Below are 15,742 nucleotides of genomic sequence, written 5' to 3' on the forward strand. Positions count from 1 at the left end.
CAATGCTTATGGGTGATGAAGTACCGCCAAGACGAGAGTTTATTGAGAAAAATGCCATATATGCTAATATTGATGCTTAATTGTATCCTAACCTGAAAACAAAAAACACTCCATTGCGAGTGTTTTTTTGTGACTAACAACAAGATAAAATGCAATAAAAACCGATGAAATACGTTTTTGAAGAAAAATTTGTTTAAATTAGCTTTATAAAATGTCAAAATCATGAAAAATATTTTGCTCACAATTACGACAGTTCTCTGTTTAAATATATCTCAAGCACAAGAATTAGAGTCCATTTTGCTAGCAGCAGACGATGCTGGTATATTAACAGAAAATTATCTCAATCCAGCAATGAAAGGATTGATGTACAGTGTGAACGGTGGCTGGTATACTACAGGAAAAACCCATAAAAAATTTGGTTTTGATCTCACCATCAGTGCCAATGCTTCCTTAGTGCCTAGTTCAAATGAATTTTTCAGATTTGTGCAGAGCGATTACACCTTTGTAAACTTACCAAATGGCGAGTCTCAAATTCCAACCGTTATGAGTGAAAGTTCAGCAGAAACCAACATCGATATTAGAATTCCAAATGGTGATGGTAGTTTTAAAGTAGCAAGTTTTAGTATGCCAGGTGGCATTGGTTCAGATTTACCCTTAAATGCTGTACCAGCACCCATGGTTCAAATAGGATTTGGCCTTCCCACAAAAACAGATTTAAAAATTCGCTTTATACCTAATATTGCTTTTGACGACGACTTCGAAAGCGGTCTTTTTGGTATTGGTCTTCAACACGATATTAGTCAGTATTTTGGTCCTATAGAAAAGTTGCCGCTTAGCATTTCCGTTTTGGGAGCATTTACAACCTTAAAAGCGTCTTATAATATTAATGAGGAAGATTTAACCGACAATGTTTCTGTAAATAATGGTGAAGCTGAATTTAAACTTAATGCCTACACCGTTCAAGCCATAGCTTCTTTAGATTTTAAACTTATCACTTTCTATGGTAGTGTTGGGTATAACGGTGGAAAAACTACAGCCAAAATGAAAGGAGATTACACCCTAACTTATGACGTGGAAGATTCAAATGGTAACCAAATTGGTACGGTTAACGAAAATATTACCGACCCATTAAATTTGGGATTTAATGTAAACGGAATGCGCGCTACCATAGGAACAAGACTTAACTTAGCTTTCTTTAAAATATTTGCCGATTATTCGCTTCAAGAATATAATACCATAAGTGCCGGTATTGCCTTAAGTTTTAGATAATAATCGGGGTTTTCTATAGTATTATTCACACAACAATAACACTAAAATCACTTCCTTTTAAGGGTTTTTATTCGTAATTTTGTAATCCAATAAAATCGAAATTTAAACCATTAAAATAATTAAATCATATGAAAGTTACAGTAGTTGGAGCAGGAGCAGTAGGTGCAAGTTGTGCCGAATATATTGCCATCAAAAATTTTGCAAGTGAAGTAGTATTACTAGATATAAAAGAAGGATATGCAGAGGGAAAAGCCATGGATTTAATGCAGTGTGCCTCCCTAAACAGTTTCGATACCAAAATAATAGGAACCACTAACGATTATTCTAAAACAGCTAACAGCGACGTTTGCGTTATAACGTCAGGAATACCAAGAAAACCAGGCATGACCCGTGAAGAGTTAATAGGTATAAATGCAGGTATAGTTAAAACAGTGGCTTCAAATTTAATTCAACATTCGCCAGATACCATCTTAATTGTTGTTAGCAATCCAATGGATACCATGACATATTTGGCTCATAAAGCAACAGGTTTGCCTAAACATAAAATTATTGGTATGGGCGGCGCTTTAGATTCTGCACGTTTTAAATACAGATTGGCGGAAGCTTTAGAAGCGCCAATAAGTGATGTTGATGGAATGGTAATTGGCGGTCACAGCGATACTGGTATGGTGCCGCTAACTCGATTGGCTACAAGAAACAGTGTGCCAGTTTCAGCATTTTTAAGTGAAGAAAGATTAAATCAAGTTAAAGAAGATACCAAAGTTGGTGGTGCAACCCTTACTAAATTATTGGGAACTTCAGCTTGGTATGCACCGGGTGCAGCAGTAAGCAGTATGGTACAAGCCATAGGTTGCGATCAGAAAAAAATGTTTCCTTGCTCAGTAATGTTGGATGGCGAATACGGTTTATCAGATATTTGCATTGGTGTTCCAGCTATTATTGGAAAAAACGGTGTAGAACAGATAGTTGAAATTGAACTAAGTAACGACGAAAAGGCCCAAATTAAAAATAGTGCAGAAGGCGTTATTAGCACTAACGACTTATTAGATGTTTAAGAAATTTTCTTCTTAATAATCAACATATTCTAAAAGGAGTGGCCAGCTGGTCACTCTTTTTTTATAAAACATCAAATTGTATTGTCATTTCTATATCGAAATCATATATTTGCACGTTTTAAAAAAATATAAATTCAACCATAATGCAAAACAAAGGTTTAATAAAGCTTTTTGCTATTCTCTTCGGATTGGTAAGTATTTATCAATTGTCATTCACATTTAAGGCCAGTCAAATTGAAAGTGAAGCAGCACAAATTGCATCAAGCAGATTTGATAATGTAGAACAGGCTAATGCTGAACAAATCCGTTATTTAGATTCGTTAGGAAACGAAGAATCTTATAATATAGGTGTGGCAAAATTCACTTACAATGAAGTGAAAGATAATGCCATGAATTTAGGTCTTGACCTTAAGGGTGGTATCAACGTAATCCTTCAAATTTCGGTAAAAGATATTTTGAAAGGTTTAGCCAACAACTCAAAAGACCCTATTTTCAACAGAGCTTTAACGGACGCAGATGCTTTGCAGCAATCGTCTCAAAATACTTATTTGGTATCCTTTTTCAACGCTTTTGATGCTATTAAAGGTGATAAAAAGTTGGCTTCACCAGATATCTTCGCAAATCGTACTTTAAGCGAAGAAGTTACCATAGACATGACTGATGGTCAAGTACGAGATGTTCTAGAAGCTAAGGTTGATGAGTCTATTTTGGCTGCTTTTGAAGTACTAAGAAAACGTATCGATAAATTTGGTGTTACCCAACCTAATATACAACGTTTAGGAAATTCAGGTAGAATTCTTGTAGAATTACCAGGAGCTAAAGATGTTGAACGTGTAAAAAATCTTTTGCAAAGTACAGCACAATTAGAGTTTTGGGATGTATATAAAGCTGAAGAAATTGCAGGGTACATTCTTCAAGTAAATCAAGCTTTGGTTGAAGAAAATGCTTCTAAAAAAACCGATTCAACCGAAACAGAAACTGCCCAACCTGATGAAACCTCATCTGCTATTGATGCTTTAACGGGTCAAATTTCTGCCGATTCAACAGATACTGACGATATCAATCCTATTAAACTAGTAGGTTTTGGTGGTGGTCCAATAGTGGCAACCTTTGAAGCCAAAGACCAAGATGAGGTTTTAGCACATTTAAACAATCCAAGATACCGTTCATTCTTGCCAGCAGATCAACGCTACGTAAAGTTTGCTTGGGAAAAACAAGAAAAAAATAGCGAATTAGTAAATCTCTATGCAATCAAAGGAAATCGCGATAATACACCGCAATTAAGTGGTGCGGTTATAACCGACGCCAGACAATCATACAATCAAAGAAATCAACCTTCGGTAAGTATGCAAATGAATGCTAAAGGTTCGAGAATTTGGGAAGAAATGACCAGAATTGCATACGAAACTCAAGGCTTTATTGCTATTGTTTTAGATGATGTAGTTTACAGTGCACCGAGTGTGACTACTGGCCCAATTTTAGGTGGAAATTCTGAAATATCTGGATCTTTCACAGTTAATGAAGCAATCGATTTAGCCAACGTTTTACGTGCGGGTAAGCTTCCGGCAAGAGCAGATATTGTGCAAGCAGATGAAGTAGGTCCATCTTTAGGACAAGAAGCAATAGATAGTGGAACGAAGTCGTTTTTAATTGCTTTGTCATTCGTATTACTATGGATGGTATTCTATTATGGCAAGGCAGGTGTTTTTGCTGATATAGCATTATTATTCAATATTTTATTAATATTCGGTGTTCTTGCTGGCCTTGGCGCTGTGTTAACTCTGCCTGGTATAGCAGGTATCGTGTTAACAATTGGTATTTCGGTAGATGCGAATGTGCTTATTTTTGAAAGGATACGTGAAGAAATTGCCAAAGGGAAAGCCATAAAAGAAGCTGTTAAAGACGGATTTGGCAATGCCTTATCCTCAATTTTAGATGCAAACATAACAACAGGCTTAACGGCGATTATCTTATTTGTATTTGGTACAGGACCAATTAAGGGTTTTGCAACAACTTTATTAATAGGTATTATAACCTCTTTGTTTACTGCTATTTATATAACGCGCCTATTGGTGGATTATATGGTAGAAAAAAATGTGAAGTTAGATTTCTCCACCTCGCTCACAAAAAATCTCTTCCAAAATGTGAATATAGATTTCTTGAAAAAGCGCAAAATGAGTTATATCATTTCATCAATAGTTATCATTTTAAGTTTAGGTTCGTTGTTTACAACAGGATTAGATGAGGGTATTGATTTTGTGGGTGGAAGAACTTACCAAGTACGTTTTGCACAAGAGGTGAGTACTGAAGAAGTTAAAACATCATTAAATGAAGTTTTCGGTAGTGCCGAAGTCAAAACGATTGGTGCTGCAAACCAACTTAAAATATCTACCAAGTTTAAAGTCGACGAAAATTCAGCGGAAGCTGATGAAGAAGTTCAACTACTATTGTTTCAAGGCTTAAAACAATTTTTACCAGACGGAATTTCATACGATGACTTCAAAGAAGGATCTGGAGAAGCCACAATTGGTAAAATGTCATCAAGTAAAGTAAGTCCAACAATTGCTGAGGATATTAAGGCAGCATCTATTTGGGCAGTTTTAGGATCGTTAATAGTGGTGTTTTTATACATCTTAGTCCGATTTAAAAGATGGCAATTCTCCTTAGGAGCTGTTGCTGCTGTATTCCATGACGTACTTTTAGTTTTGGGTATCTTTTCACTTACATGGAAGTTTATGCCGTTTAGTATGGAAATTGATCAAGCATTTATTGCTGCTATTTTAACGGTTATTGGATATTCGTTGAATGATACGGTGGTGGTATTTGACAGGATTAGAGAATATGTAAATGAGCATACTGGATGGGAATTCAAGAAAACCATCAATGCATCATTAAATGCGACCATTAGCCGTACATTAAATACTTCTTTAACCACCTTAGTTGTGTTATTGGCGATGTTCATATTTGGAGCAGATTCGTTAAGAGGTTTGCTTTATGCTTTAATTGTGGGTGTAGTAGTTGGCACCTATTCATCATTATTCATCGCAACACCAATTATGTACGATACTGCCAAGAGAGGGGATGCAGCGGAATCTTTGAAAAGAAAAGAAAAAGAAGAAGAAGTTGAAGTAGTCTAGTTAATCCTACTTTATATACTATAAAATAAAAAGCCCATCTTAACTGCTGGGTTTTTTTAATGTCCAGAACTTAACTTAAAACTTTTAGTCTAATACGCTGTAAGAAATAGAATCGCCAACTTCAATTTGCCATTCATCAGCTAATCCAGCCTTGAGCTCTAAAACGTATTTTGCGATCGATTTTGATGGCAAAGCTTTATCATTGTAAGGAGTTGTGCTTTTGTAAATATCTACAATTGTATTGTTAGCGTTGATATATAGAATATCAAGTGGAATCATGGTATTTTTCATATAGAAGGCTAAATACTGTTCGTCTTCAAAAATAAAAAGCATTCCTTGATTATTCTCCATAGTACTTCTATACATTAAGCCCGTTTCGCGCTCATAATCATTATCGGCAATTTCAATATCGATTGTTTTTAAAATACTATCGTTACTAGCTCTCACGATTTTGAGTACACCTTCTTTTTTAAATTTTATATCTAGTTTTTTAGAAGGAACGGGTTTGTCCTCTTTGCACGAAACATGCAGTCCAACCGTAATTGATACAAACGCTATTGCTAGGATGTTCTTTACCTTGGAAAATTTCATTTCATAGGTTTAGGTTTGTAAACAAACATGAAATAAAGTCCAATTATCACAAACGGAATACTTAACCATTGTCCCGTATTAAGTCCGGCAAAGTTTATGAATTCGTCACCTTGTGGTTCTTTTACAAACTCTACAAAAAATCTTACTGTCCAAAGTAACAGTAAAAATAAACCGAATAAAAATCCTTCTTGTTCTGATTTTTTGGTTTTCCAATAGATAAAAAATAAAATCAAAAAGACAAATACGTAGCAGAAGGCTTCGTAAAGTTGTGCTGGATGTCTAGCGAAGTCTTCGCCTAATTGTGTAAAAATAACTCCAAAACTACTTTCGGTTGCTTTGCCAATGATTTCAGAATTTATAAAATTTCCGATTCTAACAGCAACAGCACCAAGAGCAACAGGAAGCACTACGCGGTCTAAAATCCAAAGCACAGATTTTTTTAGTACTTTCTTATTGTATAAATACATAGAAATAATCATCCCAATAGCTGCACCGTGACTGGCCAAACCTCTAAAACCAGTAAATTGAAAACCATCCTTAAACGAAAAAGGAAGAAAAATACTGAAGAAGTCTTCCTTAAATAATTCAGGTTGATAAAAAATAACATGTCCCAATCGGGCACCAAGCATGATGCCGAGTACAGAATAAATAAATAACGAATCTAAAGACTCATTAGTCTGACCTTCGTTTTTGTAAATGCGTTTCATGATTAAGAAACCAAAAACAAAAGCAACAATCCACATTAAACTGTAGTAATGAAGTGTAAAGAATCCCAAATCTAGTCCTTTTGAAGGATCCCATATAATTTTGAGTGCGTGCATTTAGCTTATTTTTATCTGGTAAATATACCAATTTGATATTGAAAACATAAAGGCTTATTCTTCTTTTTCAGGAACTGGATCATAGCCAGATCGTCCCCAAGGCGGCCGAGTGTAAAGAAAATGTACAGTGTACATTTTTAGCGAAGGAGCGAGCAAGCGGGCTGGCAAATTTTTAGTTGTCATCCTTATCAGTTACAGGGTCATACCCAGATCGTCCCCAGGGATGACAACTAAAAATCCTCCGTAAAGCCAACCAGCCACCTTTAAACAAACCGTGTTTTTCAAGTGCTTCTTTGGCATAGTGTGAGCATGTTGGCTGAAATCGGCAGGTTGCAGGAGTTAGAGGCGAAATCAGTATTTGATAAACCTTGATAATGAATACAAAAGGTAATATCAAAACTTTTTTCAAGAGATGTATAATTTTGAATTGAGTATTAATTTTGGACGCTTTTAATTGACGCTGAAGGTCGTGCCGTCTTTTCCATCTTGCAACTGAATACCTGCGGCCGCTAATTCGTCCCTGATTTTGTCCGACATGGCAAAGTCTTTATTAGCTCTGGCTTCTTGTCGTAGTCTTATTAGCAATCCAACAGCACCTGAAAGTTTATCACTATCATTTGAAACTTCAGAAATATTTTGCAAACCAAGAACATCATAAATAAAAATGTGCAGGGTTTGTTGCAATATGTTTAAGTCATCACTATTGATGCTTTCAGTAGTTTCTTTTATTTGATTGATGAATTTTACAGCATCGAACAAATGAGCGATTAAAATAGGCGTATTAAAATCATCGTTCATGGCGTCATAGCATTTCTGCTGCCAAGATTTAATATCAAGAGTTGAGTTCTGGCCGGTTTTTATGTCTTTCAAACTATTTACAGCTTCCATCAAGCGATTAAATCCTTTTTCACTAGCCAATAAACCACTATTAGTGAAATCTAAAATACTGCGGTAATGCGCTTGAAGCATAAAAAATCTCGCCACACTAGCGGAAAATGATTTGGAGATATTTTTGTTATCGCCAGTAAAAATTTCATTTGGTAAAATATAGTTGCCGGTAGATTTCGCCATTTTTTTACCATTCATGATCAGCATATTGGCGTGCATCCAGTAATTCACTGGTGAGTGACCGTTACAGGCTTCAGCTTGAGCTATTTCGCATTCATGATGCGGAAATTTCAAATCCATTCCGCCACCATGAATATCAAATTGTTCGCCTAAATATTTAGTACTCATTACTGTACATTCTAGATGCCAGCCAGGAAAACCGTCGCTCCATGGCGATGGCCAACGCATTATGTGCTGTGGTTCGGCTTTTTTCCAAAGGGCAAAATCCTGAGGATTCTTTTTATCGCTTTGCCCGTCAAGTTCGCGCGTGTTGTGAATTAAATCTTCAACATTTCGCTTACTTAAAATACCGTATTTTTTGCTTTTATTGTATTCTAATACATCAAAATAAACCGAACCATTGACAACATAGGCCAAACCTTTTTCAAGAATGGATTTTATAATTTCAATTTGTTCAATAATATGACCCGTTGCGGTTGGCTCGATGCTCGGTGGTAAAAAATTGAATTTATTAAGTGTATTATGAAAATCGACCGTATAGCGCTGTACCACTTCCATAGGTTCAATTTGCTCTAAACGTGCTTTTTTAGCAATACGGTCTTCACCTTGATCGGCATCATTCTCTAAATGGCCAGCGTCAGTGATATTTCGCACGTACCTCACTTTGTAACCTAAATGTTTTAGATATCTGAATACCACATCAAAAGACATAAAAGTACGTACATTGCCTAAATGAACGTTGCTGTAAACGGTCGGTCCACAAACGTACATGCCAATATGGCCTTCGTTAATTGGTTTTAGAATTTCTTTTTCGCCAGAGAGCGAATTATATATTTTTATTTGGTTAGTTTGATAAAGAGGCGTCATAAATGCTGTGTTAGAATTTAGTGTCTAACGCGATGTAAGATAAAAATTCTTTTTTAACGGTTTCTTCTTTAAATTTTCCTCCAAATTCAGAGGTTACAGTACTACTTTCAATGTCTCTTATACCTCGAGAGTTTACACATAAGTGTTTTGCATCTATAACACAAGCAACATCTTGCGTGTTTAAAACTTCTTGTAATTCTTTTACAATTTGAATGGTCAGCCGTTCTTGCACTTGTGGTCTTTTTGCAAAGTAATCCACAATTCTGTTCATTTTTGAAAGCCCAACTACCGTGCCGTTTGAAATATATGCCACGTGAGCCCGCCCAACAATTGGTAACAAATGATGTTCGCAGGTTGAATAAACTGTGATATTTTTTTCAACGAGCATTTCTCCGTATTTATATTTATTGTCAAAGGTGGACGATTTTGGTTTCTTTTTAGGATCTAATCCACCAAATATTTCATTTACAAACATTTTAGCAACGCGTCTTGGAGTTCCACTAAGACTGTCATCGCTAAGATCAAGTCCAAGAGTTTCCATAATATGTCTTACGTCGTCGGAAATGATTTCTATTTTTTCATCATTATTTAAAATAAAGGCATCTTTTCTTAAAGGGGTATCGCTAGAAGTGCTTATATGATCGTCTCCGAGTGATTCAATTTCATGTAGGTTATTCTGAATTTTCATCTGTTTTGTTATTTTTTTAGGGGAATTATGACTAATACATGGCCTCAACGTTATCATGAATTTACATAACACTTATACTTTTTGACCTATTTCTTTATAATCCTTTACAATTAAACAGGTTGCAAAGATAAGCAAATTTAATAGCAATGAAGCGCAGAAATTATGTAATAAATAGATGCACTTAATAGACGAAAAGCGTTAATGTCGGTTGTATTAATGGTGTGTTTATTAAAATTTTATTAATTTTCAGCCCACAAAATTAATACTGCTCTAATGTTGAAAAAATTCTGCCTCATACTTTACCTAATAATTTCTTCCCTAGTATATTCACAAGACCTTGTCATGCAAAATGGTACATTCAACCAGTGTTCAGGAGTATTTTATGATACTGGAGGCGAATTTGGTGGTTATTCAAGTAATGAAGATATCACAACAACTATCTGTGCTGATGTAGCAGGAGATTTTGTCAGGGTTGATTTTACTTCATTTACCACTCAATTAAACCAAGATATTTTATCAATTTATGACGGGGCAGATATCACGGCACCATTAATCGGTAATTTTTCTGGAGTTAATAATCCAGGTTTAGTGACTGCAACAGCTGCTAATACTAGTGGGTGTCTTACCTTCAGGTTTGTGTCAAATGCGACTGGTGTTGCTGCTGGTTGGGCTGCGGAAATTGAATGTGCCACACCCTGCCAAAATATTACTGCAACGATCGATTCTACAAATCCACCTGATGTAGCTGGAATTATTGAAGTTGATCCAGGAGATGTAATAAATTTTGAGGGTAGTGCTACATTTTCGGTAGATGGATCATCAGCGACTTATGAATGGGATTTCAATAATGGCGATTTTTTAACAGGAACAAATGTTAATTATGCTTTTTCGATTCCAGGTTTGTACACGGTAACTTTTGAAGTTACTGACGATAACCCATTAGGTTGCTCTGGAACTGCAACTATTCAAGTAAGAGTGCGTGATAATGATACTTGCGCTGGTCAGCTGCCTATATGTTCTGGAATAGAGAATGTGCCTGCTCCTACAGGATCTGGTCAGGCTGAAGCCGGTATTAATTATGGGTGCTTAGGTTCACAGCCAAGACCTCGATGGTACTTTTTACAAATAGGGGACACAACGGGAAATTTAAGTTTTACGCTCACTCAAACTACTGGTCAAAATCAGACTGGAACTGGAATAGATGTCGATTTTATTATTTGGGGTCCATTTTCACAACCAGAATGTGGTGCTGCAAATTTGAATTCCACAACCCAAGTTGATTGTAGTTTTTCTGCATCGGCAACTGAGACCATAACAATTAACAACGCTCCAGCCAATTCTTTTTACACCTTATTAATAACTAACTTTAATGGAGCAGCCGGCTTTATAAATTTAGAACTAAATCCAGGATCGACCGCTGACACTAACTGTGACATTATTTGTCAGGTAGAATTAGGCCCAGATCAAGATTTATGTGCTGGTGAAGATTTTTTAATTACACCGACATTCAATGGCTCCTTCAACTCTTTTGAATGGCGAAGAAATGATGTTGTTATTCCAGGTGCAACTTCTCCAAACTTGTTAGTTACAGAGTCTGGAACTTATACGTTATTAGTAGATGGATTAGATGCGGTTTTTGGTGACCCCTGCTCTACCCAAGATGAAATAGTTATTAATATTGCTCCGGAAGTAGCTTTAAATGACACCTCGTTAAGTGCCTGCAGCGGATCAGCAACTGGAGTATTTGATTTGGAAAATGCGAATGTTGATTTGGTAAATCCAGATGACCCTGCTGATTTCACATTTTTGTACTTCAATTCTCAAAATGATGCCGATAATAACACAAACGCTATAGCTGCTCCCGATAATTACACGGGTAGCGATGCAGAGATAATTTATGTGAGAGTTATCGCCAATGGAAGTAATTGTTTCAATGTAGGAACTATTACCTTAAATGTTTCAGGGCAACCTGCTATTAATTCAGTGTCAGATTTGGAACTATGTGATGACGATTCTAATAATGGTATTGAATCCTTTGATTTAGAGCAGCAAACAACCTTTGTTTTGGGGGCACAATCCGAAACAGATTTTGAAGTCACTTATCATACTTCATTCGCTGATGCCGACGCAGGAATTAATAGCCTGACAACTCCTTATGATAATACAGTAAATCCACAACCTATTTTTGTGAGAGTTGAAAGTATTGCTGACGCTACTTGCTTTGCCGCTTCACCAGATCCATTATTTAATCTGGTTGTAAATCCAAGGACAATAGTTAATACGCCATCAAATCTAGAGCTTTGCGATGATGCCTCTAATGATGGATTTGAAACCTTTGATTTATCCTTGCAAAATGCAGAAATCTTAGATGGTAGAGATCCTAATGAGAATATCGTTACTTTCCACGAGACCCAGCAAGATGCAAACGATGGATCTAATCCCTTACCAACAACTTACACTAATACAATAGCAAGTAACCAAACTATATTTGTAAGACTTGAAAATACCACATTTCCGGATTGTTTTGGTACTACTTTTTTTGATTTAATTGTGAATCCATTACCAAATGCTATTTTACCTACTCCTCTTGAGGTTTGTGATGATGCAACTCCAGATGGATTTGCACCTTTTAATTTAACCGATAAGAATGTAGAAATTATTAATGGCCAACCAAATGTTGTTGTTAATTACTTTGAAACCTTGGCAGATGCTGATAATAATGTAAATCCGCTAGCTGATGGATATGTAAATACTGCAGCTTTTAATCATGATGTTTTTGTAAGATTAGAAAACACCATTACCTCATGTTTTGCAATTACCACCCTCAACCTCACCGTGACCGCAAATCCTGAAGCCAATTCACTTTCCGATTTAGAGGTTTGCGATGACGACAACGACGGTTTTGCACAATTTGATTTGAGTTTGCGTGATTCGCAGTTAATAGGCTTACAGACGGATGTGGTTGTCACCTATCACGAAACCCAGAGCGATGCAAACACAGGAGTAAATATACTACCAACGCTGTATAACAATATAGTCCCAAGCACACAAACTATATTTGCAAGAATTGAGAGCACGACAGCAGGTTGTTACGATACTACGCCGTTGAATTTAATAGTGAATTCCATACCCGTGTTTACAACTATCACAAGGTATGAACTCTGCGATGACAACAATCCAGGCGACGCAACAGAAACCTTTGATTTAAGCACTAAAGATGCAGAGGTTATTAATGGTCAGACTAATATAGCGGTAAGCTACTACGCCACCCAAGGTGATGCAGAAACAGGCACCAATGCCTTGCCTACCTTGTACAGCAACACAAGCAATCCACAAATTATTTATACAGCCTTAGTAAACACCAACACAGGCTGCAGCGCAGTGGGTAATTTTACGATAGAGTTAAACCCACTACCACAAATCACGGCACCAACCGCCTTAGAAGTGTGCGATGATAACGTACCAGATGGATTTACCCAAATAGATTTAAGTGTAAAAGACGCAGAAATCACGGGCGGTAATCCCAACTACACGATAAACTACTACGAAACCCAAGCAGATGCCGATAACCAGCAAAATCCATTACCGGTTACTTATACCAATACAAGCAATCCACAAACCATTTATGCAGGTGTTACAGACAATAACACAGGCTGTTTAAACACTACCACTTTAGCGTTGGTAGTAGAGCAAGCACCGATAGCCAATATGCCAAGCCCGTTAGAGTTTTGCGATCCCGATAACGATGGCTTTGGAGTTTTTACCTTAACCGATGCTGATGCTGAGATCACAAGTGGTGTAGCAGGACTCACGGTAAGCTATCATGAAACCCAATCCGATGCCGATAACAACAATAACCCGTTAACCAGTCCGTACAACAATATAGTAGCGAATTTGCAAACGGTTTACGCTAGAGTAGAAAGCACGACCGTCGCCACAGACTGCGCCACGATAGTAGAGCTACAACTCATTGTACAACCTACACCAGTAGTACCTCAAGTCATAGACGATTATGTACTTTGCGATACCAACCAAGATGGATTTACCCAATTTAATTTAAACACCAAAGCAGCAGAAATCTTAAACGGCCAAGATCCAACAGATTACACACTCACGTATCATTTAACCCAAGGCGAGGCTGAGAGTAGTACGAATCCGATACTCAACACAGGTAGTTACACCAACACCAGCAATCCACAAACCATTTATGTAAGTCTGCAAGGTAGCAATGGATGTATTAGCATAGGAAGCTTTACCATAAGGGTAGACTTACCACCGATAGCCATCCAACCCACACCACTAGCCTTGTGTGATGACACGATAGCCGATGAGCGAACGGAGTTTGATTTAACGGTAAAAGACACCGAAATCACAGGCGGCAACCCAAGTTGGACTGTGAATTACTATGAAACCCAGATCGATGCAGAAAACGACACCAATGTCATAGCCAACCCGAGCCAATACACCAACACCTCGGTAGGAGGCAATGCTGCCAACCCACAAACTTTGTTTGTCAGAGTAACCGATACCAACACAGGCTGTATAGATTTGGTGACATTAACGATAAGAGTACTACCCAACCCAACACCTAGTTTAAACCCTGAGGATTTAATACTATGCGACGACACCAATGTAGGCGATGGTGTAGAGGAGTTTGATTTAACCCAAAACGAAACCTTTATACTCAATGGAGAAGCAGGCGTAACACCAAGCTATCACATTAGCGAGGAGGATGCACAACTAGGAGAAAATGCCATAGCCAACCCGAGCCAATACACCAACCAAACATCGCCAGCACAAACCATTTATGTAAGAGTGACCAACGATGTAACAGGCTGCTACACGATAGTAGACTTTAACTTAATAGTAAACCCATTACCAGCGGTAGTAGCAGTAACCGATATCATTATTTGTGAGCTGAACACCGATGGATTTTTCACCTTTGATTTTACTGCAAAAGACGCAGAAGTATTAAACGGTCAAGACTCTAGTATCTTTGAGGTAGCATACTATGAAACCCAAGTAGATGCCGACAATCAGCAAAACCCGATAGTTGGTAATTACACAAATACGACCAATCCACAGCGAATATATGTATCCATTACCAATACCGTTACAGACTGTTCTATCAGCACCCAAAGCTTCAATGTAGAAGTACAAGAATCGGCCCAGGCCAATTCAGACGGTATCCCGATTATATACGAACAGTGCGATGATAATGTAGAGACCGACGGCGACCCGAGTAACGACAGTGTACAGTTTGATTTAAGCACACAAGACGCACAAGTCTTAGATGGTCAAGACCCATCTAATTACACAGTGAGTTATTATCAAAATGAAATAGATGCAGAATTAGGCGTGAATCCTTTGCCAACACTTTATGAAAACCTAAGCAACCCACAGGTGATTTATGTAAGAGTAGACAACGATACCACGGTCAATAACATATGCTATGCAGTAGCCGAGCTCACATTGCAAGTGAATCCCTTACCAATAGTTAACCTAGAAGAGCGTTACACCTTGTGTTTAGACACCAACGGCACAGAGGTTGTGAATCCACCAATTATCGATACAGGATTATCAGAGACTGACTATAGTTTTGAATGGAGTTTAGACGGTGTAGTATTAGCAGGCGAAACAGGCGCGAGCCTGATACCATCGCAAGGCGGCAGCTATACGGTCATAGTTACTGATATCAGCACCTCAGTACAAACAGCCTGTAGTACCACAGCGAGCACCGAGGTGATAGAAAGCGCGCCACCGAGCTTAACAGTTAGTCTAAGCACGGCATTTGCAGGCACCAACACCATAGAAGCCTTAGCGGAAGGCGTAGGAGATTATGAGTACAATATAGACAACGGACCCTGGCAGGATAGTGGAACTTTTACCAATGTAAGTATAGGTGATCATATCATAACAGCCAGAGATAAGACAGGCTGTGGAATCACCAGTGTTAGTATAACTGTATTAGACTATCCGTTGTACTTCACCCCAAATGGCGACGGCTATAATGATACATGGAACATTATAGGATTAAATGACCAACCAAGCGCAAAAATTTATATATTTGACCGCTATGGGAAGTTACTCAAGCAGCTTAGCCCAATAGGATCAGGATGGAATGGCACCTACAACGGGTCCTTAATGCCATCAAGCGATTACTGGTTCGTAGTAGAATACACCGAACCATCAACAGGTGAGCAAAAAGAGTTTAAAGCACACTTTACTTTGAAAAGATAAAATATT

Annotated in this window: 9 protein-coding genes; 4 read left to right on the plus strand and 5 right to left on the minus strand. The window is 37.5% G+C overall.

Features of this window, described 5'->3' with window-relative positions; translation table 11 throughout:
- Positions 1-222 precede the first annotated feature (222 nt).
- The 3 genes from V7Z48_RS04875 to secDF all read left to right on the plus strand — a co-directional run bounded on the left by V7Z48_RS04875 (position 223) and on the right by secDF (position 5,461).
- The gene (locus tag V7Z48_RS04875) at positions 223-1,269 is read left to right on the plus strand and encodes a DUF6588 family protein (RefSeq protein ID WP_334112277.1); all 1,047 of its coding nucleotides are present in this window, start codon (positions 223-225) and stop codon (positions 1,267-1,269) included.
- 128 nt (positions 1,270-1,397) lie between these two features.
- Positions 1,398-2,324: a malate dehydrogenase gene (gene mdh / locus V7Z48_RS04880; RefSeq protein WP_334112278.1), complete on the plus strand. Its 927-nt coding sequence runs from the start codon at positions 1,398-1,400 to the stop codon at positions 2,322-2,324.
- A 143-nt stretch (positions 2,325-2,467) separates the two neighbouring features.
- Entirely contained in the window at positions 2,468-5,461 is a 2,994-nt protein-coding gene (gene secDF, locus V7Z48_RS04885) for a protein translocase subunit SecDF (RefSeq protein WP_334112279.1), read from the plus strand.
- A gap of 84 nt (positions 5,462-5,545) precedes the next feature.
- On the opposite strand, the gene V7Z48_RS04890 is transcribed toward secDF, so the two are convergent.
- The 5 genes from V7Z48_RS04890 to folE all read right to left on the minus strand — a co-directional run bounded on the left by V7Z48_RS04890 (position 5,546) and on the right by folE (position 9,496).
- Complete coding sequence (locus tag V7Z48_RS04890; RefSeq protein WP_334112280.1) at positions 5,546-6,052, minus strand: DUF192 domain-containing protein; 507 nt, start codon at positions 6,050-6,052, stop codon at positions 5,546-5,548.
- A complete protein-coding gene (gene lgt, locus V7Z48_RS04895) occupies positions 6,049-6,873 on the minus strand; it encodes a prolipoprotein diacylglyceryl transferase (RefSeq protein ID WP_334112281.1) in 825 nt (274 codons plus the stop codon). Before lgt ends, V7Z48_RS04890 begins: the two co-directional genes overlap by 4 nt.
- A 172-nt stretch (positions 6,874-7,045) precedes the next feature.
- Positions 7,046-7,282 carry a membrane protein insertion efficiency factor YidD gene (gene yidD, locus V7Z48_RS04900; RefSeq protein WP_334112282.1) on the minus strand — a complete coding sequence of 79 codons (237 nt, stop codon included), beginning with the start codon at positions 7,280-7,282 and terminating at the stop codon, positions 7,046-7,048.
- Between the two features lie 41 nt (positions 7,283-7,323).
- Positions 7,324-8,808 (minus strand): cysteine--tRNA ligase, encoded by a 1,485-nt coding sequence (gene cysS / locus V7Z48_RS04905; protein WP_334112283.1) that lies wholly within the window; start codon positions 8,806-8,808, stop codon positions 7,324-7,326.
- 10 nt (positions 8,809-8,818) lie between these two features.
- Positions 8,819-9,496 carry a GTP cyclohydrolase I FolE gene (folE, locus tag V7Z48_RS04910; protein WP_334112284.1) on the minus strand — a complete coding sequence of 226 codons (678 nt, stop codon included), beginning with the start codon at positions 9,494-9,496 and terminating at the stop codon, positions 8,819-8,821.
- A 342-nt stretch (positions 9,497-9,838) separates the two neighbouring features.
- On the opposite strand from folE, the gene V7Z48_RS04915 reads away from it, so the two are divergent.
- Complete coding sequence (locus V7Z48_RS04915) at positions 9,839-15,736, plus strand: T9SS type B sorting domain-containing protein (RefSeq protein ID WP_334112285.1); 5,898 nt, start codon at positions 9,839-9,841, stop codon at positions 15,734-15,736.
- Positions 15,737-15,742: the final 6 nt, after the last annotated feature.

This window comes from Paucihalobacter sp., assembly GCF_036825875.1.
GTDB lineage: Bacteria > Bacteroidota > Bacteroidia > Flavobacteriales > Flavobacteriaceae > Paucihalobacter.

Bases quoted from the DNA above. Each gene is read 5' to 3' on its own strand.
- V7Z48_RS04875 (WP_334112277.1), top strand. From the start codon at position 223: ATGAAAAATATTTTGCTCACAATTACGACAGTTCTCTGTTTAAATATA.
- cysS (WP_334112283.1), bottom strand. From the start codon at position 8,808: ATGACGCCTCTTTATCAAACTAACCAAATAAAAATATATAATTCGCTC.
- lgt (WP_334112281.1), bottom strand. From the start codon at position 6,873: ATGCACGCACTCAAAATTATATGGGATCCTTCAAAAGGACTAGATTTG.
- secDF (WP_334112279.1), top strand. From the start codon at position 2,468: ATGCAAAACAAAGGTTTAATAAAGCTTTTTGCTATTCTCTTCGGATTG.
- mdh (WP_334112278.1), top strand. From the start codon at position 1,398: ATGAAAGTTACAGTAGTTGGAGCAGGAGCAGTAGGTGCAAGTTGTGCC.
- folE (WP_334112284.1), bottom strand. From the start codon at position 9,496: ATGAAAATTCAGAATAACCTACATGAAATTGAATCACTCGGAGACGAT.
- V7Z48_RS04890 (WP_334112280.1), bottom strand. From the start codon at position 6,052: ATGAAATTTTCCAAGGTAAAGAACATCCTAGCAATAGCGTTTGTATCA.
- V7Z48_RS04915 (WP_334112285.1), top strand. From the start codon at position 9,839: ATGCAAAATGGTACATTCAACCAGTGTTCAGGAGTATTTTATGATACT.